This window comes from Chryseobacterium tagetis (assembly GCF_016735585.2).
GTDB lineage: Bacteria > Bacteroidota > Bacteroidia > Flavobacteriales > Weeksellaceae > Chryseobacterium > Chryseobacterium tagetis.
Genome location: NZ_JAERSE020000003.1, coordinates 401593 through 421420, shown reverse-complemented (window position 1 = coordinate 421420; position 19828 = coordinate 401593). Strand labels below are relative to the sequence as shown.

20 protein-coding genes are annotated in these 19828 nt (G+C 36.4%); 3 read left to right on the top strand and 17 right to left on the bottom strand.

Features of this window, described 5'->3' with window-relative positions; genetic code table 11:
- Nucleotides 1–25 precede the first annotated feature (25 nt).
- The 12 genes from JI747_RS11950 to JI747_RS11895 form a co-directional block, all read right to left on the bottom strand.
- Nucleotides 26–436, bottom strand: coding sequence for a GPW/gp25 family protein (locus JI747_RS11950; protein ID WP_225688951.1), 411 nt, complete (start codon nt 434–436; stop codon nt 26–28).
- Between the two features lie 157 nt (nt 437–593).
- Nucleotides 594–884: a PAAR domain-containing protein gene (locus tag JI747_RS11945; protein ID WP_225688949.1), complete on the bottom strand. Its 291-nt coding sequence runs from the start codon at nt 882–884 to the stop codon at nt 594–596.
- A gap of 4 nt (nt 885–888) precedes the next feature.
- On the bottom strand, nt 889–2634 hold the full coding sequence (vgrG, locus tag JI747_RS11940) for a type VI secretion system tip protein VgrG (RefSeq protein WP_225688947.1): 1746 nt from the start codon (nt 2632–2634) through the stop codon (nt 889–891).
- Nucleotide 2635: 1 nt separating this feature from the next.
- Nucleotides 2636–3325 (bottom strand): CIS tube protein, encoded by a 690-nt coding sequence (locus JI747_RS11935; RefSeq protein ID WP_225688945.1) that lies wholly within the window; start codon nt 3323–3325, stop codon nt 2636–2638.
- Complete coding sequence (locus JI747_RS11930) at nt 3325–3489, bottom strand: DUF5908 family protein (protein WP_225688943.1); 165 nt, start codon at nt 3487–3489, stop codon at nt 3325–3327. Before JI747_RS11930 ends, JI747_RS11935 begins: the two co-directional genes overlap by 1 nt.
- Nucleotides 3490–3688: 199 nt before the next feature.
- Nucleotides 3689–4156 carry a phage tail protein gene (locus JI747_RS11925; RefSeq protein ID WP_225688941.1) on the bottom strand — a complete coding sequence of 156 codons (468 nt, stop codon included), beginning with the start codon at nt 4154–4156 and terminating at the stop codon, nt 3689–3691.
- 2 nt (nt 4157–4158) lie between these two features.
- Complete coding sequence (locus tag JI747_RS11920; protein WP_225688939.1) at nt 4159–4590, bottom strand: phage tail protein; 432 nt, start codon at nt 4588–4590, stop codon at nt 4159–4161.
- A gap of 42 nt (nt 4591–4632) precedes the next feature.
- Nucleotides 4633–6012, bottom strand: a complete 1380-nt coding sequence (locus JI747_RS11915) for a phage tail sheath family protein (protein WP_225688936.1) — start codon at nt 6010–6012, stop codon at nt 4633–4635.
- A gap of 24 nt (nt 6013–6036) precedes the next feature.
- The gene (locus tag JI747_RS11910) at nt 6037–6468 is read right to left on the bottom strand and encodes a phage tail protein (protein WP_225688934.1); all 432 of its coding nucleotides are present in this window, start codon (nt 6466–6468) and stop codon (nt 6037–6039) included.
- A gap of 41 nt (nt 6469–6509) precedes the next feature.
- A complete protein-coding gene (locus JI747_RS11905) occupies nt 6510–8231 on the bottom strand; it encodes a phage tail sheath family protein (protein WP_225688932.1) in 1722 nt (573 codons plus the stop codon).
- Between the two features lie 83 nt (nt 8232–8314).
- Entirely contained in the window at nt 8315–10009 is a 1695-nt protein-coding gene (locus JI747_RS11900; RefSeq protein WP_225688930.1) for a phage tail sheath C-terminal domain-containing protein, read from the bottom strand.
- A gap of 48 nt (nt 10010–10057) precedes the next feature.
- Nucleotides 10058–10639, bottom strand: a complete 582-nt coding sequence (locus JI747_RS11895; RefSeq protein ID WP_225688928.1) for a DUF4255 domain-containing protein — start codon at nt 10637–10639, stop codon at nt 10058–10060.
- 503 nt (nt 10640–11142) lie between these two features.
- Between JI747_RS11895 and JI747_RS11890 the strand changes: the two genes are divergently transcribed.
- The 3 genes from JI747_RS11890 (at nt 11143) to JI747_RS11880 (ending at nt 15603) form a co-directional block, all read left to right on the top strand.
- A complete protein-coding gene (locus JI747_RS11890) occupies nt 11143–11463 on the top strand; it encodes a hypothetical protein (RefSeq protein WP_225688926.1) in 321 nt (106 codons plus the stop codon).
- Between the two features lie 46 nt (nt 11464–11509).
- Entirely contained in the window at nt 11510–13033 is a 1524-nt protein-coding gene (locus JI747_RS11885) for a contractile injection system tape measure protein (protein ID WP_225688924.1), read from the top strand.
- 170 nt (nt 13034–13203) lie between these two features.
- On the top strand, nt 13204–15603 hold the full coding sequence (locus JI747_RS11880; RefSeq protein ID WP_225688922.1) for a hypothetical protein: 2400 nt from the start codon (nt 13204–13206) through the stop codon (nt 15601–15603).
- A 96-nt stretch (nt 15604–15699) separates the two neighbouring features.
- Here the strand turns inward: JI747_RS11880 and JI747_RS11875 are convergent, their stop codons facing one another.
- The 5 genes from JI747_RS11875 to JI747_RS11855 all read right to left on the bottom strand — a co-directional run bounded on the left by JI747_RS11875 (nt 15700) and on the right by JI747_RS11855 (nt 19718).
- Nucleotides 15700–16086 carry a putative quinol monooxygenase gene (locus JI747_RS11875; RefSeq protein WP_225688920.1) on the bottom strand — a complete coding sequence of 129 codons (387 nt, stop codon included), beginning with the start codon at nt 16084–16086 and terminating at the stop codon, nt 15700–15702.
- A gap of 29 nt (nt 16087–16115) precedes the next feature.
- A complete protein-coding gene (locus JI747_RS11870; RefSeq protein WP_225688918.1) occupies nt 16116–16748 on the bottom strand; it encodes a nitroreductase family protein in 633 nt (210 codons plus the stop codon).
- A 61-nt stretch (nt 16749–16809) separates the two neighbouring features.
- The gene (locus JI747_RS11865) at nt 16810–17253 is read right to left on the bottom strand and encodes a nuclear transport factor 2 family protein (RefSeq protein ID WP_225688916.1); all 444 of its coding nucleotides are present in this window, start codon (nt 17251–17253) and stop codon (nt 16810–16812) included.
- A gap of 270 nt (nt 17254–17523) precedes the next feature.
- Complete coding sequence (locus JI747_RS11860; protein ID WP_225688912.1) at nt 17524–18531, bottom strand: VOC family protein; 1008 nt, start codon at nt 18529–18531, stop codon at nt 17524–17526.
- Nucleotides 18532–18860: 329 nt separating this feature from the next.
- The gene (locus JI747_RS11855; RefSeq protein WP_225688910.1) at nt 18861–19718 is read right to left on the bottom strand and encodes an SDR family oxidoreductase; all 858 of its coding nucleotides are present in this window, start codon (nt 19716–19718) and stop codon (nt 18861–18863) included.
- Nucleotides 19719–19828 lie beyond the last annotated feature (110 nt).

Here is a 19828-nt window from a genome sequence, read left to right as displayed (position 1 = left end):
ATGGCTACAGACCTCCTGTAATTCATTATATTTCGGTAGCTTCTCCCTGGTAGAAAGGGAAAACCATATTGCTTCTTGTATTCGTATTTCTTACTTCGTAGTCAATGTGTATCAAAACTTCTCCTTCAAGTTCTTCCTGAGTATCTATTTCAATACTTAAAATGTTTATTCTAGGTTCGTGGTACAAAATAGCACGCTCAACGATTCCTTTCATCTGGGTAATTAACGTTAAATCCAGAGGTTTGAAGAGCATTTCCTGCAAGTCACATCCGTAGTCGGGGAACATGACACGTTCTCCTGGGCGTGTTGACAATAGGATCATAAGACTGTTATTGATGTCTTCTACATCTGTGGTCATTGCCAGTTTCCCTTCAGTTTCCCTAAATTCAGGCGGAAAGCTCCAGCCTATTCCTAAAAAATCTGTATTTATTTTCATACTTTATTGGTTATATTTAATTGTAACATCCTGCATCTGTAACATAGCGTTTCAGTTATTCCAACTGTTTTGTTATTGATGTTTTTTACATTTCTATTTTTAGATAGATCCTATTTAAATATTGTTTTGTGATTGCTACAAAATCTCTTTTTAAATATTATCCGCCTATTAAAACAGTAGCTTCACCCGCCGTTATTACCCCTCCATGTGCGGTAGAATCTCCCATTCGTGCGGCAGGTTTCCCGCCTATCAAAACACTTGAAGATCCCGATGCAATGGTATCTAGCGGACCTGTACATACTGCTTTATCTCCTACTCTTGCCGCAGGTTTTCCGCCTATAAGTACGGTCGGTTCTCCTGCCGGAATGATTGGTCCTCCTACGTGAGGAACAGTTCCTGTTACCATAGGACAGGTATGCATATCTGTAATTCTTGCTGCCGGTTTCATGGTATTAGTTGATTTTAACTTGAGATCCTTTTACTACTGTTACTGCTCCCGATTTAAGCTCAGAACCTGAACTTCCTTCTGCTTTCAGCTGAGCGCTTGCTTTTACATTGATATTAACTCCTTCCATACTGATGTCGCCTTTAGCTTTAATCTTGATGTCTTTCCCGCTTTCTATACTGATTCCGTCTTTATTAAGAGTCAGAATATTAGAATGTTCATCTTGAATTTTAATCACATCGGCGTCTTCGTCCAGAATCACTTTTTTACCTTTTGGTGTTTCAAGGGTGTATGAAATCTTCTCATCATTAAAGATCATTTTCATTTCGCTTCGGGTAACGAATCCTTTTTCGTTATTATCATCAGAAGCTACAATGGGAGCCGGTTTTGTACTGCTGTTCAGCATTCCCAATACCACTGCATCATTGGGATCATCATTTATGAATCCGATAATGACTTCATCTCCGATTTCCGGTCTGAAGAATGATCCTCTGTTTTCTCCTGCATCCAAAGTGGCAACACGTGACCAGATTCCCTCTTCTTCGTTATTGATAATGGGTATTTGTACTAAAATTCTGTCTTCGCCATCCGGATCCGATTCTAATTGCGATACGACTCCGATGTGTAATCCACTAATTGCAGGAATAATTCCTGAACCCGGCATTTCGTTTACGTCGTAGGCTTCTGAAAACCATGTCGGAGAAAGTCCGAATTGAGCATCAACCAGCCAGTTTCCTTCGGCGATTTCGTGACGAACTCCTGTTACATATATTTTTCCGTTGAATCTGTTCCCCACTCCCTGCAGCGTTAATGAAACTCCCGGTTTTACAGATGGAATCCCCTGAAATTTTACTCTTCCTCTTGTTTTGGCTAATTGCTGGAAGGTTGCTTTCGCATCTCCCCATTCCTGCAGCTCACCTTGAGTAAGATTTCCGCCATGTTTAAGCTGAAGGTCTTCAATTCCGAAAACTTTTGCTAAATCACCCGATGAAAGATTTCCATTAAGATTGATTGCCGGATCCTGCGCTTCTACTTCCGTCAGTTCCTGATCGGTATAGCTCCAGGTTTTGGCTGTAATTTTATTGAATTGATCTCTTGCGTCAATTTCTCCGTCAAATTCGTGTACTGATGATCCGTAAACCACTGTTTCCACCTCTTTTCCACTAAAATCAGGTTTAGCAACTTTGACTTTCCCATCTTCTACAAAACAAAGTTTACCGTTTGCCTGCGCTCTCGTCAGCATAAAATCCCAATCGGAAGCCTGATACTGAACCAGTTCTTTATGTGAGTTTGAAGTCGCTTCAACATCAGCAGTCGCACCGCTGTTGCCAATTAATTCTTCGATGATATCGCTGTCTTTGCTGTCGTAGAAATATTTACTTTTTCTTCCCAAGGTCATTTTTACAGCTTTATCTCTGCATTCTACAATCAGATAGGAAGAACCATTTCTGATTTTTATGTTATGTTTTACAACCACTCCTTTAAAAATCGTTTCCTCTTCAGAGTGATATCCAGCTGTGATTTCAATTTCTTTTCCGGGAATCAACAGGTCTTCATTACTTAATTTGAAATCCTGTTCCGGTACACTTCCGTCTAAAATAACAATACGAGCATAGGGAATTCTGTTGACTTCTTTTTCCACGACAATGCTTTTCACCCCGTACTTTCCTGGCAATTCTGTACCTCCGGACATCACTTTATAAGTTATTAAGTCTGGATTTTTTGATGTTTTTATATATCCGCTATTGTTCATATTATGATACTTTTTCTATTGGCGGAAAATATAGTTCAGTCCCTGGTTTTAACTGTCTGAAATTGATAAGACCATTTATCTTAGCTACTTCCAAATAATATTTAGAATCTCCGTAAATTTTTTCGGTCATTAATGGTAGAGTTTCCCCATCTTGTACTGTTCTTTTATGTGTGAGATCGGGAGAACTATTATTTTTTATTAATGCTTCTTCTATTTGTGTAACAGTTCCTCTAAATTTTGTTTTTAATATCGCTCTAAGAGGAGCTCCATTTTCTGAAAAGAGAGAATAATCCACTACTAAATCGAGTAAAACTCCTTCAAAATTCAGTGTTCCCCAAGATATTGTAACAATATGTGGCTTATGTATCTTTCCATCATAAGTTCCTGTTGTATTTAAAAATTTTTTAAGCTGTTCACTAACTGAGTCTTTTTTAAATGGATCATTTTTTATGATTTTGTTGATCAATTTATTACCCGTATTCTGTTGAGTAACTCCTGTTCCGTCTAGTAAAAACTCAAGATCTAATTCTGGAGATTGAGTACTTTCATATTTCAGATTATCCAAAATACTTCCAGAAGCTTTCTCAGAATTATATTCATTTTTAAAGGCCAATGAATATTTTGTCGGATTTATAGGGGCATTAAAAACTTTTGCTGAATCTTCTTTTGCCGTTATTTTTACCTTATTCATTATCTTTCTTTTTTACGTTGTTCTATATTTACTGCTTGCTCTACACTTTCGCTAATTGCCTTCAGGATTCGTGCTTCATCTATCGATTGAGCCGTTGTCGTCGTTGCTGCTGTTTTTTCGTCCACATTTATTTTAATGTGAAGCTCTTTTATTTCTATTGGCATTTCGTTTGTTTTTAATCGATTATTAATATTTAAAACATTAAAAACCAATGATTTAACATATTTATTTTAAAAATCTAAGCACATAAAGAGTCTGTTCAGCCTTAGTGATAGACTAATCTGTTATTTTTTGAAAAAATTATTTTGCTAAAAGTTATCTTTAGGCTAAAACACTTTCACGTGCTTAGATTTGATTTAGAAATTACAAGCCTAAGCTTGCTAACGATGAAGGTATTGTGAAATATCTATATTTCAGTTCTATTGTTTCAATAGCAAGTTTGTTTTCTTCTGCGCTGAATTCTGAAACTTCCCATTTTACCGGGTATGCCCCAACTACATTCCAAACCATTAAAGGTGCTGTAGACTGTAGTCCTCCTGAAAGAGTAACAATCAGGTTTCTGGGTTCAAATTCGAAGTTTTCCATAGCATTTCTGCACCAGCTTATCAATCCTGAACTTACGATTAACCCACGCTTAAGAACTAAATTATTATATTTTGGTCTCAAAGGAAGCTGATGAGTAAATCTGTTCTCGCCTCCTTCGGCATATTCTTCCGTTGGAATATCTGTTAATAATCCAGATACAGACTGAAATCTGGAGTCAATACCCTCTGTTGTTGAAATCCCGTTAACAATAAAAGAGAAACTGGTTGGAGGATATAAAAGAGCCATGATTAATTATTTTCAATAGTTAATCCTTCGTGCGCAATTTCTAAAGTCTCAATAGCGACCTCATTACCTTCAGCTTTCAAATCACTTGACAATAATTTAACAGGGAAGGCATTTTTCACTTTCCAGGTTACTGCAGGCTCTCCGTTCTCATCTAAAAGAGAAATCGTAATGGATCTACGTTCTACTGTATTTAGATGAATGGTCTGGAACCAAGCATAAAAATCGTTGTCTGACTTAAACGTTCCTCTTTTAAAGGTAACGTTACCGTTAACAGTCAATCCAGGCATTTTCATCTTGCTGAAATCCGGGCTTGCCCCGTGTCTGTATTCAATCACTCCAACTTCAAGATTTAATCCTGATACTTCCTGAAATCCTACTTTTGTCCCGCCCCAATCTACTTCAAAGGCAAACTTTACTAATGGATATGTACTCATAATTATTTTTATATTTAATTGTTATTTAGTTTGATGTATTTTTTATGATTCCTGTAGCTTGTGTGAAAAACGTAACACAATAAATTCAGCTGGGCGTACTGCCGCCATACCGATCTCAATGTTCATTCTTCCTTCCAAGATATCCTGAGCTGACATCGTTTTGTTCAAACCTACACTTACATAGTAAGCGTCTTCAGGCTTGCTTCCTGCCAATGCTCCGTCCTGCCATTGCTGGTTTAGGAAATTCTCGATCATAGTCTGTACACGGATCCATGTATTGGCTGTATTGGCTTCGAAAACGAAACGTTCTGTTGATTTTTTCACAGATTCTTCTACCATAGTGAAGAAACGACGTACGGATACATATCTCCATTCGTTGCTGTTTCCGTCTAAGGTTCTTGCTCCCCAAACCAAAGTTCCTTTTCCTGTAAACGTTCTGATCGCGTTGATGGATTTTCCGGCTGTCGGATCTACGTTAAGATCTTCCTGATCTTCGTGAGAAATTTTCACTGTTGGTGCTACTACATAGTTAAGTCCAACATTCGCTGGGGCTTTCCATACTCCTGAAGTACTGTCTACTTTAGCGTACACTCCGGCCATAGATGATGATGGAGCCAATACCACTTTTTTAGACTCAATTACTTTTTTAGACTGGTTGTACAATTCTGAACTCTTTGATTTCAATGCTAATAAATCTGCAACAGCAGGTGTAACATCTACAAGAACTCCTGCTGAATTTGTTACTTTATAACTTGTGATTTTAACATCTTTATCTTCAAAGTTATAGCTTAAGATAGTTTCCAATTTCGGATAATAAGCTGCTCCATATTTTAAACGCTCACCACTTGGCCCAGAGCTAGGTCCTGAAGTTCTAAATGCCTCAACGTCTCCAAGAACATCCATAATGACAAATCTGTCTTTCAGATCTTCTGCCTGATCCAGAGCTAATTCGTATAAATCATAAGCGTCTCCTGCATTTAAACCTTCAGCATCAGGAAAAACAATAAGGGTTGGCTCGTCTTCTTTATCTAACGTATCAAGACCGTCTTTTAAATCATCAAAGTCTACTGCAACCGGATAACCTACTGCTGTATTCCCTACAGAAACAATATAACATGGTCCTCCACCGTTAGCAAAATACATTTGCATCGCATAGTACATTTTGAAGATACCTAATTTACTATTGTCGAAATCTGCTGTAACAACATCATCTTTAATAGAAATTTTGATTGTTCCACCGTCATTTTTTGCTTCTCCAAAAAGTGTTTTGTACTCCAACATAGAAGAGATTCTTGTCGGCTCATTTTTCGGTCCTTGCCCAGTATATCCAATAAAAGCAGGAATAGCTGTTTCTACTTGTGCTACAGAAGGTGGGAATTTTGCAATTTCCTCTACGTAGACTCCAGGTGTTTTGTAATTCATTTTTTTAAATTTTTAAGTTAATAATTAGTTATTTTCAATAGTTAATCCTTCGTGCGCAATTTCTAAAGTCTCAATTGCTACCTCATTACCTTCAGCTTTCAAATCGGTTGAAAGTAATTTAACTGGGAATGCATTTTTCACTTTCCAAGTTACTGCTGGCTCTCCGTTCTCATCTAGAAGAGAAATCGTAATGGATCTACGTTCTACTGTATTTAGATGAATGGTCTGGAACCAAGCATAAAAATCGTTGTCTGACTTGAACGTTCCTCTTTTAAAGGTAACGTTACCGTTAACAGTCAATCCAGGCATTTTCATCTTGCTAAAATCTGGGCTTGCCCCGTGTCTGTATTCAATCACTCCAACTTCAAGATTTAATCCTGATACTTCCTGAAATCCTACTTTTGTCCCGCCCCAATCTACTTCAAAGGCAAACTTTACTAATGGATATGTACTCATAATTATTTTTATATTTAATTGTTATTTAGGTTGATGTATTTTTATGATTCCTGTAGCTTGTGTGAAAAACGTAACACAATAAATTCAGCTGGGCGTACTGCCGCCATACCGATCTCGATGTTCATTCTTCCTTCTAAAATATCCTGAGCAGACATCGTTTTGTTCAAACCTACACTTACATAGTAAGCCTCTTCAGGCTTGCTTCCTGCCAATGCTCCGTCTTGCCATTGCTGGTTTAGGAAATTCTCGATCATCGTTTGTACACGTACCCATGTATTGGCTGTATTGGCTTCGAAAACGAAACGTTCTGTTGATTTTTTCACAGATTCTTCTACCATGCTGAAGAAACGACGTACGGATACATATCTCCATTCGTTGCTGTTTCCGTCTAAGGTTCTTGCTCCCCAAACCAAAGTTCCTTTTCCTGCGAATGTTCTGATAACATTAATTGATTTTCCCGCTATTGGATCTACATTCAGAGCATCCTGGTCTTTATTAGAAATTTTTACTGTAGGTGCTTCTACGAAATTAAGTCCTAAGTTAGCCGGTGCTTTCCATACTCCTGAAGTACTGTCTACTTTAGCATACACTCCGGCCATAGATGATGATGGAGCCAATACCACTCTTTTAGATTCAATTGCGTTTTTAGCCTTGTTGTAGAAATCAGAATTCGTTGATTTTAATCCTGCTAAGTTTGTAATCCCAAATTCACCAGTCACTACAACATTCGCTTCGTTAAAAGCATAGCTTAAAATTGTTTTTAATTTTGGGTGATATGCTGCACCATATTTTAAGCCTTCAGCATTTACTTTACTCCTAAAAATAACCTCATCTCCAAGGACGTCCATAATAACGAATCTGTCTTTCATCAGTTCTGCCTGCTTCAATGCTGTATTGTATAAAGAGTAAGCAGCAGTGATATCAGCAGCACTAACCGTAGAAATATCAGCTACATAAGCAGCAGCATCTTCCGCAATAGCTTTAGCGGTGTTAAAAACAGCAGTAAAAACAGCAGCAGCAGCAGTAGCAGCAGTCTTTACACTAGTAACAGTAGCATTTGAAGCATCACCCGCAACTTGAGCAGCATTTGCAACTGCTTTAGCCGCTTTATTCTTAGCAACCTGAACAAGATCAGCAGCATCAGTAACAGGATAAGTACTCACTTTAGCCACAGCAGCAGCCACAGCAGCTTGTATATCGGCACCACCATTAGCAGCAGCAGCAACATCGGCAGCAGCAGCTTTAGCAGCAGCAGCAACCGTTTCGTCATCTTCCGCTACTTCGACATTATCAGTAGCAGCAGCAACTTCAGCAGCAGTAGGAACTAAACCTTGAAGATCGGGGAACACGATAAGAGTGGGTTCGTCTTCTTTTTTCAGTAATTCAAGACCATATAATAAGGTTCCTTCTGTTATAGAATCTCCTACCGTCACCGAACCGCTATAATCTCCTACTGAAACAATATAGCAAGGTCCTCCGCCATTCGCGAAATACATTTGCATGGCATAGTACATTTTAAAATCACTTACCATAGTTTGTGTTGCCGTTGCAACACCATCTTTGAAGGCTACAGAGAAGGCTTCCGGATTTGCTTTTCCAAAAAGTGCTTCATATTCCAACATAGAAGAAATTCTCGTTGGCTGATTTTGTGGTCCTTCTGCTGTATACCCTATAAAAGCGGGAATAGCTGTTTCAACTTGCGCTACGGAAGGTGGAAATGTTTCCAGTTCCTCCACATAGACTCCAGGGGTTTTGTAATTCATTTGTTAAAAATTTTAAATTAATATTAATTATTCCTCGAAGCAGTACTTCGAATGTTCATTCATGATTGAATGTGTTGTTTGAATTATTGTAATTTGTGTGAGAAGTTCAATACGATAAATTCTGCCGGACGTACTAATGCTACCTTCACCGTTACATTCATCGTTTTATCTTTATATTTATCCAGACCAGTTTCAACAGAATAGGCTTCTTTGGAAGTACTTCCTGCTAATGCACCATCTATCCATTGCTGGTGAAGAAAATTTTCCAGCATTGTTTTGGCCCGTAACCAGGTATGGGATATATTGGGTTGATCAATGAATGGCTTGAGTGCCTGGTTGATTGCCTGCTCAATCATATCATAATAACGGCGTACCTGTATATATTTCCATTCATTATCTTTATCCTCTTCTTTCTTGTCTCTCCCGTCGAGTGTTCTTGCTCCCCAAACCAAGGTGCCTTTTCCTGTAAAAGTTCTGATCGCATTGATCGATTTTCCTGAAACATCAATATTCAGCTCCGATTGTTCTTTATCTGAAACCTTTTCTGTAGGTGTCACTACATAATTAAGACTCACGTTTGCCGGGGCTTTCCATACTCCTCTTACGCTGTCTATTCTGCCGTATACTCCTGCGATTGTTGATGATGGTGGCAGAATAACATTTAATGATCTTATCTCTTTTTTTACCTGATTATAGAGTGCAGAATTGGATGATTCTAAATTTTTAAGGGTGATACCGTCTGCATCTCCTACTTTGTCTTCTGCAGCTTGAATTGCTTCTTTTAATACTCTAAACTCTTCACTAAAGGCAGGTTCATTGTCTTCTGAACCTTCAGGAATCATAAAATCGTCTATCGTTCCGTCATATATCGCTTCTAATACAGCTTTTGCCTCTATAATAGCTACTTTTAAAGCTGTTTTTACATCTGCTGTTTCCTTAACTTCTTCTGCAATGGCAATAGCCTGAGCTAGTAAATCAGCAAGAACAAAAGCATCTGCAGACCCAATGGTAATTTCTTCAATGGCTAAAGTTCTCAATTCCTCTATAGCGCTACTCTCACCGACATAAAAAGTACCACTGGTTTCTCCTGTATTTTGTAAACCGGTATGTACTATAGGCGTTTTATCATCAAAAGTATAGTTCAAAATGGTTTTTAAATGAGGATAGTACGCAGCAGCATGGCTGGAAGTCTTTACTTTACTTCTAAAGTAACTGATCGTATTAAGATTTCCTGATGAGGTAGTAGAATTTCCATAATATGTATCTACTATCACAAATCTGTTTTTCACCTGTTCAGCCTGAGTGATTGCTTCATTATAGATTTTGTAGAAATCTTCCTGGTCTGTTAATAAGGTAGCATCGGGAAAAACAGTAAGTGTTGGTTCCTTTGAATTTTCAATCATATCCAAACCATTTTTCAAATCAACATAGTTGACTTCTGAAGAGGTATAATTTCCTACAGAAACAATGTAACAAGGGCCACCACCATTGGCAAAATACATTTGAAGGGAATAATACATTAAAAACTGTACTTCGGGGGCTATAAGCTGTACTCCTTTTCCTTCTACATCTTTCAGCTGAATATTTTCTTTTTTTGCTTTTCCAAAATACTTTTCATATTGCAAAAAAGAATCGATTTTGAATGGCTCATTATAGCCCTCCGTTGCAAACTCAGTATACCCAATAAATGCCGGTATAGCTGTATCTGCTAATGTAACTGAGTAAGGAAGTCTTGTAATTTCTTCAACTGAAACACCAGGTGTTGTTGGATTTGACATGTTTTGAAAGTTTAAAAAGGTTATTAGTTTTTATTTTTGTTTTTATGATTAATTGACTTTGATACTTTGTATACTTACTTCATCAATTAATTTAATAGGTGTTTTTTCTACAGCTTCTATTTTGATTACGCTTATCTTGTATAAGACAGAAGGCATCACTTTTCCTCCTAATAATCCCCAAACGTAACTTAGCTGATCGAACGGAATAGAATGCAGTTCAATCCTGAATTTGAAATTTTTTGTCTCATCAGCATCAACATATTCCAAAACATTGTTGGTCTGAAATATTTCAATAGTTTTCGAAATGTTTGACAAAGCTTTATCATAGGCAGTTCTGTTTGCAGAAATCATCACGTATAAATTTAAATAAGCAGGTGGATTCTGCTTTTTCATATCATACAAAGGCGGATTTTCACTTATTGTAGTCCTTGTGTACCATGAGGCGTTTTTCAATGTAGATTCTTCCTGTACATTTAATAAAGTAATTACCACCTTATTATCAAGCAATTCGGTTTCCTCATCATGCTTTGCAATATCATCAACAACAGCGATTTCGCCATCATCATCCATTAAACCATTTTCTGAATCATTCAGTTTATCTTTTAAAATTATCAATACTTCTTTAATCATAATTTTGTTCTTTGTTATTATGATGCAAACATACAATCAGACCCACTCAAAAGACAAATATTTCGAGGGGGCAAACCTGTCTTTGCAGTAAATAATATTTCTATTTCAGTGGAATAATAATTAAAATTTAAATCACAAAACATTAATAAGCAATAAAATATACTTTAAAATTTAAGAAACACAATTTTAATAATCTAGTCTATGTGAAATATAACATCATTATTCAAGTTTAATTTTGTTATTAAAAAAAATATTTTACACCAACATAAACAGGAGGTAAATAAATTGCCGTTTTTAGTTTTTTGAGATCAATATTTATTACAAATAATTTAGGTAGTACTCTTTCCTTTTTTACACCAACCTATTCTTAAAAATTTCAACCCCTTTATGGTGGAAAAATGATTTTGTCTTTTACTGCAAAGACAGAATAGAGAGGTCTTATAATTCGTAAGATGATTTTTCTTCCTCTAATTTTGACCCCATAATTTTAAAACTCTAATCACATGAATATCAAAAAACTTTTTGGCAAGCGCAATGAAATCATTGGCGGCCATTTCAACGAACTACGATCAAAGCTTGGGGTTGCCGACCAAAATGAAGAAGCTATTTTTTCATTAAGAGAACAGATCTGTAATGAATGCCCAATAAAAAATGGCAACAACTGCAATGCTATGAAATGGCTGAATCCTAATACACTGGAAGTTGCAGATGCTCCGAAAGACGGGTTTATAAGAGGTTGTGGATGCAGACTGAGCGCCAAACAAAGATCAAAATTAAGCCTTTGTCCTGCCGGTTTCTGGGGAGGAGAATTTGATCAGAAGTAAAATAATTCCACTATTATCAATATCATATCACTAAAATCTATTGAATGTGAAGCAGGATCATATCATTCAGAAAGTCTTTGTTGAAATTACAGTCAACAACAAAGAAAAAGCATTTGGCATAAAAGAAGACATCAATAGTTTCTTGTCTATGGATGTTTTTCCGGAAATAGAAAAGTACATCAATGATTTAAAATATCAGCTGGCTGATCATACTATACAGATTCCCCTATTAGAATTGAATCTGGACGTGAAAAGTAGTTCGCTAAATACAGAATTAAAAGATAAAATTGCCCAAGCTTTTAAAGACGAATTATCAGAGATCACAAAACCCATTGAACATTCAGATCCGGAAAAAGAACATGACGTTAAGGCATATCTGATCGACAATCAGGAAAAAATGGTTCAGGCTTTTATTTATTTTTTAGAAAAAGGAGATAGGCCATGGTGGAATTCGGACAAAAAAAGTATCAATCTTTTAGAACCGGCTACATTTGATATCCTGATTTCGGTCAACTCATTTCAAAAAAAGATCATCCCTGTATTGTCAAAATCCAATGTTCAGAACCGGATTATTAATCAGCTGTCAAATGAGCAAATTGTACAGCTATATTTTGCTATTTTAGATAATAAAGAAGTAAAAATCAACTTAGATAATCATGATATAATACATCTAATATCCAAACTGAAATCAAATGACAGAGTCATTGTATGGCGTTTGATCTTAGAGCTGGTATCTAAGTATTTAAATTCTTCCTCAATCGACAATCTTAAAGAATATCTTTTCCAGCAAATAATAAAAATAGAAGCTGCAAAACCATCACAGGTAAAAAACAATCACCAGAATTGGAAAACAGTCGTTAAGATTTTCCCTTTTATTGAAGAAACCGAAATTCTTAATCACATTAAAAGCAATATGATAGCTCCTGATAATATAATAGCGGCCAAAAGTACAATAGATACCAAACATACAAGGGACACTGACCATACAATAGATTATATTGAAACTGCAAAAACTTTGATGAAGACCATTGATCAAGAAAATGATGAAACAGACTATGAAGATATAAAGCCGGAATCTGAAAAATACGTCCAAAATGCAGGACTCATTTTGATTCACCCCTTTCTCAAAACCTTTTTTGAGCATTGCGATCTCCTGGATCCCAAAACCCAACAGCTCATTGATCCCGAATTGTGCGCCCATTTACTGCATTACATAGCGACCGGAAACATAAATGCTCCCGAATACGAGATGCTTTTTGAAAAATTCTTATGCAATATTCCGTTGGAGCAGCCTATTAACAGACACATCAAGCTTTCTCGCAAGCATAAAACACAGGCTAAAAACGTAATAGAAAGTGTTCAGCACAACTGGAGCCCAATGAAAAAATCCTCCGCAGCATTATTACAAAATGAATTTTTTCAGCGTTCCGGTAAATTAGAGATTTCCAATCACGATTATATACTTACGGTAGAACGAAAAACACAGGATATCTTACTTGACAGGCTTTCTTGGGGGATTGGTCTTGTTAAATTGCCCTGGCAAAAAAAATTCATATTTATCAACTGGTAACGGTTGTTATTTTTTCAAAAGACCAGAAGGGTACTATTTTTAAATAAGTAGTGCTCTTTTTTGTTTACTATTCTTATTTAGTTAAAATCTCCTTAATTTTTGAAATTTGAAGAGTTTGCAGTCTTTTATTGAGTAATTTAGCATTGGATTAAAAATGCGTTAAGATTTCTATGAAAAATATTTTTTTTTTATTGCTCATTTCAACAGTACAACCTGTATTTTCACAAACTAAGCTGGAAAAAGCAATAACAAATCTTGAGAATAATTACGAACAAGAAAAAGTATACCTTCTTACAGACAAACAACAATATGCAGCCGGTGACCAGATCTGGTTCAAAAGTTTTGTTTTTGATGGTTACAATCGTTCTGCATTATCTACTACTCTATTCGTTGAGTTATATGATTCTGATAAAAAACTAATCGACTGGAAAACTTTACTTTTGACCAATGGTGAAGGAAGCGGAGATTTTAAACTAAAAGAAGATCTTCCCGAGCAGGTGTATTTCATCAGAGCTTATACGCCTTACATGACCAATTTCAGTGAAGATTTTCAGATTGTTAAAACGATTCCGGTCTACAATCCAGCTTCCACTAAAACATTAGAAGTTGCCAAAAGTTCTGAGTGGTCTGCAAAAGCCTTTCCGGAAGGTGGCACTTTCATCAATGGTATGCCTACGAAGTTTGCCGTAAGAATGTCTGGCAATACTTCCCTGCCTGAAAGCTGGAGCGGAAAAATAATAGACTCCCAAAATCCCAACGTATCTGTAGTAACCTTTAAATCTTTCGATAAAAACGTTGCTTCTTTTAGCCTAACCCCTGCTTCAGGAAAAAAATATCAGGTGATTATTCAGGATAATGCAGGGAAAAAGCAGACCATAGATTTACCGGAAGTAGCCAACAGCGGTCTTAGCTTAGAAGTTTCCAGTTCTAAAGACGGGATTAAATACAGTTTAAAAGGGGTGAATTTAAAACAGCAGCTCCAAAATTATAAAATTGTAGGAACCATCAACAACCATTTGGCGTACAGAGCCAATATCAATCAGCTAATTAATGAAGCATCCAGTCTTATTCCTACAAAAATAAGTAACGGAGCCAACGGTATTTTACAATTGGCTGTATTTGATGATCAGGATAATCTGGTTGCACAACGACTGTGCTTTATAAAACCCAATACTTTAAAGATCGAGAAAGCAGACATTATCGGGAAAAGCTTAAAGACAACGCCAAGATCTTTCAATAGCATTGATCTTTCTCCGGAGTCGTATTTTAAAAATTATACCGTTTTGGTAAGTGAAGACGACGGCAGTACAACCCCGGAAGAAGAAAATATACTGAGTGGTCTTTGGCTAACAGGAGATTTTACTTCAAAAATAGACGCTCCGGCGCAGTATTTCTCTGCCAATGCCAATAGTGAAGCTTTAGATGCCCTGCTTATTTCTGAAAACTGGAAAAGATTTGACTGGAATTCTGTGCTTAGCGGATCTGCCCCGTCCATCAAAAACAATTCTCTAAAATTTCTTTCTTACAGGGTAAAACCTCTTAAAAACAATGCGATGCTGAAAGACACAAATGTAACTTTGGCATTGAAACTGGGGAAAAACCCGCCTTCTGTTAATTTGTTCAAAACCGATCAGAACGGATACGTTTATTTGGATAATCTTAGCTTTGATGAGCCTTTGAGTGTTTCTTTGTTTGTAAATGCAGAAAAAGATAAGGAAGCTACTACGGATAATTTGTTTGTCACAGTAGAGCCACTTGTAATTCCTACAGAATTTAAAGGCAATCTCCCAACGACCAAATATAAGTTGGTAGCAGCTTCGGAAAATAGAAAACTTTCTCCTTCAATTTCCAGAGCCATCAATACGCAAAAAAACAATAAAAAAACGGAGAACGTTGATGTACAGATTGAAGAAGTAAAATTAGTCGGGAAGAAAAAGGACCCAAAAGAAGAATTGGATAAACAGCTTTCAACCGGAATGTTCAGTTCTATCAATTCAACGATATTTGACTTTGTGAATGAAGATCAACATGTCGCAGGATCAAATAATATTTTTGATTGGCTACAGGGAAGAGCAGCGGGATTGACTTTTCAAAAAGATAATTCGGGAGTGAATGTTCCTTATATCCGCAACAGCCCGGCAAAAGTGTATTTAGATGAGATGCAAACCGATGCCAGTATGATTGCAAGTTTGCCAGTTACCAATATTGCTATGGTGAAAATCATTAAAGGGGCAGGATTAATAGGTGATGCAGTATTAATCTATACCATGAAGGGAAACATGAAACCTAAAATCACTGAAAAAGCAACACAAAATAATAACCTGGCTATAGTAAAAGGATACGATAAGCCTTCAGAGTTTCCTATTGAAATGATCGATAACGATGCTCCGGTAAAAATCGAAAACGATACCCGAGAAACATTATACTGGAATCCGAATTTATTCGACAGTGACTACGTTCCTCCGAGAATCAAGTTTTTCAATAACGATACCGCAAAACAGTATAAAATGCTTATTATAAGTTTTGATGAAGACGACAATCTTCTTTATGATAAAGAGATTTTGAAATAAAAGCTAAACAGCATCACTTTAAAGACAAGTGATGCCGTTTTATATATAGATTTCTAATTATTGACTTCATTCAACGCTCCTAAAACCGGATGTTATTTAAAATTCATTTACCTTATCTCTCGGATCGTCCAAATGAATTTTTGCAATATCATAGCGAACCCCCTCCCTGTCTAATATTCTCACATTGTTAACAACTGTACTGAGCGCTTTCAAAAATGTCTCGGAATTTTCGTGTCGCTCATAAGCTTCCTTATTTTCCCATCCTTCCAGAAGATGGAATGTGTTTTCATCTGTCAAATCTTGTGAGAAAGCATAATAAATACAGCCTTCCAATTGGTTGGCAGCAATCATTTCAGGTGTAACGGCATCAATGAAAACCTGTCTGTCATCAGGATGCACCCTGTAATAAGCGCTTACTGTAATTGCGGTTGGCTGCGTTTTATCGTGATTATTGGAGATTCCTTTTTTTTCTAAATGATTCATATTATTTCTATTAAAATTAAAAACTGTTTTTAAATAAAAGTGACAAACTCTTCAAATGGTTTACGTACTTTTTTATTTTCAAGATTCCAGTCGTTTTCCTGATCTCTGTATCCTAAAGCTAATAGCATTGAGCTTCTTAACCCTTTAGACGATAACTTTAAAAATTCATCCAGTGCCATCGGATCAAAACCTTCCATTGGGGTTGAATCTATACCTTCCGAAGCTGCTGCAACAATAGCTAAACCTAATGCAATATTTGCCTGTTTTGCCGCATGATGAAAATTTTCTTCGAGACTCATATTTCCGAAAAATGTCTTCGCAAAACTCCGTTGATGGGCATAAGAATCCGGTTTTTTATTTTGTTTTACAATAAGATGGTCAAAAACGTGATCAATTCTTTCTTTGGTATATTCATCCCAGACTGCAAAAACCAAAAGATGTGAAGATTCCGTAATCTGGGCCTGGTTCATGGCAATAGGCAATATTCTCTTTTTGATTTCGGGATTACTGATAACGATGATTTCGTAAGGTTGTAACCCAATTCCGGAAGGCGCTAAATGAGCTGCCTCCAATATATTGTTGATTTGTTCTGAAGAGATTTTTTCGCCCGTCATTTTTTTTGTGGCGTATCTCCAGGTTAATAATTCGATGATATTTTTCATTTGATTTTATGTTTTGAATCAAGGCAAATGATTATTTGCATTTACCTTGATTGATTCGTAATTAAAAAACGCCTAATTGTCCTAAAAGTATCGTTCCTGCATTATAACAATGGAATGATTTTACTTTGCCGTTTTCTATCTTGAAGACGTCACAACAAGGCACTTCGATAGTTTTTCCTGTGGGTTCCAAAGTTCCGGAAGCCAGTTGAAGAGGGCCATTATGAGTTCCGTTCAATGACAATTCTACGATTACTGTATTTTCATCTTCCAAGACGTATAATTCGTACAATTCTCTGTGCATATCTGGAAAAGCTGTAGCAAAAACATCCACCGTTTTACCGATGTCTTGACCATAATATTTGTTTCCTGAAGATACATCCCAGAAATATCCGTCCTCTGCAAAAAGTTCTGTAAATCCTTTTGAATCCTGAACTTCGGCTATTCTGTACAATTCACGGATTAATGTTTCGTTGGCTGAATTTTGATTGATTAATGATGCTTTCATATTGTTTTATTTTAAATGTAAAAGATTGAGTTTGATTAAAATTTTTATTATTCTATTTTTTTTAACGCAAAGTTTTAATTCAGTTTTACCCATTATTTTTAGGAAGCAAAGGCAAATAAAATTTGTTGCGCGAAGCTTGAAAACATAGCCTCAGAAAATCAATTTGTTGATTCTTCTTTGCTCACTTAAATAATTAAGTCTTTAAATAAAATCTTTGCGTCAAAAAATAAATATTGAGTTTGATTAATTTTTATTAAGAATTGAGAGAATTTAATTTTTGTTGTCTACAAAAACGTATAGTTTCACAGCTTTTCCGTTTTCAAAAACGAATAAATCCATTCCTGTTACGGCATCCGGCTTTTCGGGAGTTCCGTTTTGCCAATACAGTCTTGCAATATTGTGATTTACGTCTATTGCTTTGATATGAGAAAATCTAGAATTTGGACTTTTTTGTTGTAATCCATCCACAAAACCATTGATTTCTTTGTAACCGACCGCTACAAAATGACTATCGACCATTTCAATATCACCAGCATAAATTTTTGACATTAATGCTTCACGTTTTTTAAGGTCTCTCTCGTTCCAGATGGCTAAATGTCCTTCTACTAAAGATTTAATTTCAGTTTCAGAAAGCGGTTTTAAATCTGACTTTTCGGTTTGATTTTTTACTACATCTTTAGGTGACCATAATATTGTTGCCGGATTTTTTTTCTCATATCCTTTTCCGTTGGGATAAGAAACCAGTTCCATTTTAGAACCCCAAGGTGTTACAAAATATACCCAGGTTTCACCTTCCGTATCTCCAGACGGCATCAGGAATGGCTCTCCCAAAAACTGTACTCCTTTGCTTTTAAGATAGGCTACACTTTTGCTGATGTCATTAGTATAGAAAGCAATATGGCTTGCTCCGATATCGTCTCCTCCCGGTTGCTGCAGACTTCCTTTATTATCTTTATATTCAAATAACTCTATATTGGCCCCTGTTCCTGCTTTGATCATTTTGATCGTTACAGGACCTGTTTCAGACTGCATATGATTATTCTTTTTCCAAGTATTATCCAAAGGAATCGGACCTAAATTCGTTACTGCCGAAAACCCTAGTACATCAGTAAAGAAGTTTACAGCTTGTTTCATATCCGGAACGTTGATCCCTATGTGATCTACTCCAAGAATTCCTGTTTTTTCCTGTGCTGAAGTGTTTGAAACTGCTGCTGATAATAAAAGTGCACTTGCTACTGCTGTTGCATTGGCTTTGATTTGTTTTTTTAGATTGCTCATCTTTTTAATTTTTTTGTTGTTGTTTGATAAAGCAAATTTCCAACATTCAGCAGCCTTCTTCCATTGATAAAAGCTTGAAAAAAAAGCAAACAAATGTCAATGAAAATGGTAGTTTTAAAATATGACATTCATTATAGCCCCGATTGAGCGGTGTGTTTGAGCTCTTTTCAGGATCTGTCCCGGCGGCTTCGCCGCCGGGACAGATCCTGAAAAAGCGAGTAGCGAAAGCGGGAGTAAGCTCCTAAAAAATAAAGTCTTGAGAAAATTTCCAAATCAAAAAAGGTTGGAACAAAACATTCCAACCTTTAGTTATTATTTAAAAACTTCAATTATTCACTGTATTTTGCAAGCCATTTTGCTTTCATTTCTGCTCTTGCCTTGATGAATTCCAGATCTGTTCCCTGTGCGACGGCATCCAGAGGAAAACGTAAAGGACGGGAACCTTCTTTCATCTGAATCAATTCCAGAATTCCGTCTGCTATCGTCTGCGGATTCATGTTAAACTCTTTCATCTTACCAAATAATGCAGCACCTATGGCATTGAACTGTTCTGTTGCAACAGGGTCATAAAGTGCTGCAATTTCTGGCTTGTCTGCATTAACTCCTGCTTTTTCACCTGTATTCATCTCTGTTGGATACACACCGGGCTGTATGGAAACATTGTCGATATTGAATTGTTTCAATTCGTCCTGTAACCCTTCTGTAATACTTTCAACACCGAATTTCGATGCAAAATAAGGAACCATAAAAGGTGAAGTATGCGCACTGGCTCCGGAAGTGATATTGATAATCAAACCACTCTTATTTTCTCTCATGGAAGGCAGTACAGCCTGATAAGTTCTGATAACTCCATAAAAATTCACTTCAAACATCTGGCGGATTCTGTCCAGACTGTAGGCTTCCAACAATCCGAAGCCTGAAACGGCGGCATTGTTGACTAACACATCAATTTTACCATATTTTTGAAGTATTTTTTCAAAAGCACTGGTTACCGAAGAATCATCGGTTACATCAATTTCAACAACTTCTAAATTGGGAAGAACTCCCAATTCTTTCGCTACGGTTTCATTTTTTCCTGAAACGCCACGCATTCCTGCAATTACGGTGTATCCTGCTTTGGCAAGCGTTGTTGCTGTTAATTTTCCGAATCCTGTGCTTGTTCCTGTAATAAAAACTGTTTTGTTCATTTTTGTCTTATTTTTAATTATTATTTTAATAAGGCAAAGATGCTGCAACAGGAAGCCTTGTTCCATTGACAAAAGCTTGAAAATAAAGCAAACAAATGTCAATGAAAATG

Coding starts and splice junctions, on each gene's coding strand:
- JI747_RS11930 (WP_225688943.1), bottom strand. CDS start 3,489: ATGCCAATAGAAATAAAAGAGCTTCACATTAAAATAAATGTGGACGAA.
- vgrG (WP_225688947.1), bottom strand. CDS start 2,634: ATGAACAATAGCGGATATATAAAAACATCAAAAAATCCAGACTTAATA.
- JI747_RS11855 (WP_225688910.1), bottom strand. CDS start 19,718: ATGAACAAAACAGTTTTTATTACAGGAACAAGCACAGGATTCGGAAAA.
- JI747_RS11870 (WP_225688918.1), bottom strand. CDS start 16,748: ATGAAAAATATCATCGAATTATTAACCTGGAGATACGCCACAAAAAAA.
- JI747_RS11865 (WP_225688916.1), bottom strand. CDS start 17,253: ATGAAAGCATCATTAATCAATCAAAATTCAGCCAACGAAACATTAATC.
- JI747_RS11935 (WP_225688945.1), bottom strand. CDS start 3,325: ATGAATAAGGTAAAAATAACGGCAAAAGAAGATTCAGCAAAAGTTTTT.
- JI747_RS11920 (WP_225688939.1), bottom strand. CDS start 4,590: ATGAGTACATATCCATTAGTAAAGTTTGCCTTTGAAGTAGATTGGGGC.
- JI747_RS11910 (WP_225688934.1), bottom strand. CDS start 6,468: ATGAGTACATATCCATTAGTAAAGTTTGCCTTTGAAGTAGATTGGGGC.
- JI747_RS11895 (WP_225688928.1), bottom strand. CDS start 10,639: ATGATTAAAGAAGTATTGATAATTTTAAAAGATAAACTGAATGATTCA.
- JI747_RS11890 (WP_225688926.1), top strand. CDS start 11,143: ATGAATATCAAAAAACTTTTTGGCAAGCGCAATGAAATCATTGGCGGC.
- JI747_RS11900 (WP_225688930.1), bottom strand. CDS start 10,009: ATGTCAAATCCAACAACACCTGGTGTTTCAGTTGAAGAAATTACAAGA.
- JI747_RS11950 (WP_225688951.1), bottom strand. CDS start 436: ATGAAAATAAATACAGATTTTTTAGGAATAGGCTGGAGCTTTCCGCCT.
- JI747_RS11925 (WP_225688941.1), bottom strand. CDS start 4,156: ATGGCTCTTTTATATCCTCCAACCAGTTTCTCTTTTATTGTTAACGGG.
- JI747_RS11945 (WP_225688949.1), bottom strand. CDS start 884: ATGAAACCGGCAGCAAGAATTACAGATATGCATACCTGTCCTATGGTA.
- JI747_RS11880 (WP_225688922.1), top strand. CDS start 13,204: ATGAAAAATATTTTTTTTTTATTGCTCATTTCAACAGTACAACCTGTA.
- JI747_RS11860 (WP_225688912.1), bottom strand. CDS start 18,531: ATGAGCAATCTAAAAAAACAAATCAAAGCCAATGCAACAGCAGTAGCA.
- JI747_RS11915 (WP_225688936.1), bottom strand. CDS start 6,012: ATGAATTACAAAACACCTGGAGTCTACGTAGAGGAAATTGCAAAATTC.
- JI747_RS11905 (WP_225688932.1), bottom strand. CDS start 8,231: ATGAATTACAAAACCCCTGGAGTCTATGTGGAGGAACTGGAAACATTT.
- JI747_RS11875 (WP_225688920.1), bottom strand. CDS start 16,086: ATGAATCATTTAGAAAAAAAAGGAATCTCCAATAATCACGATAAAACG.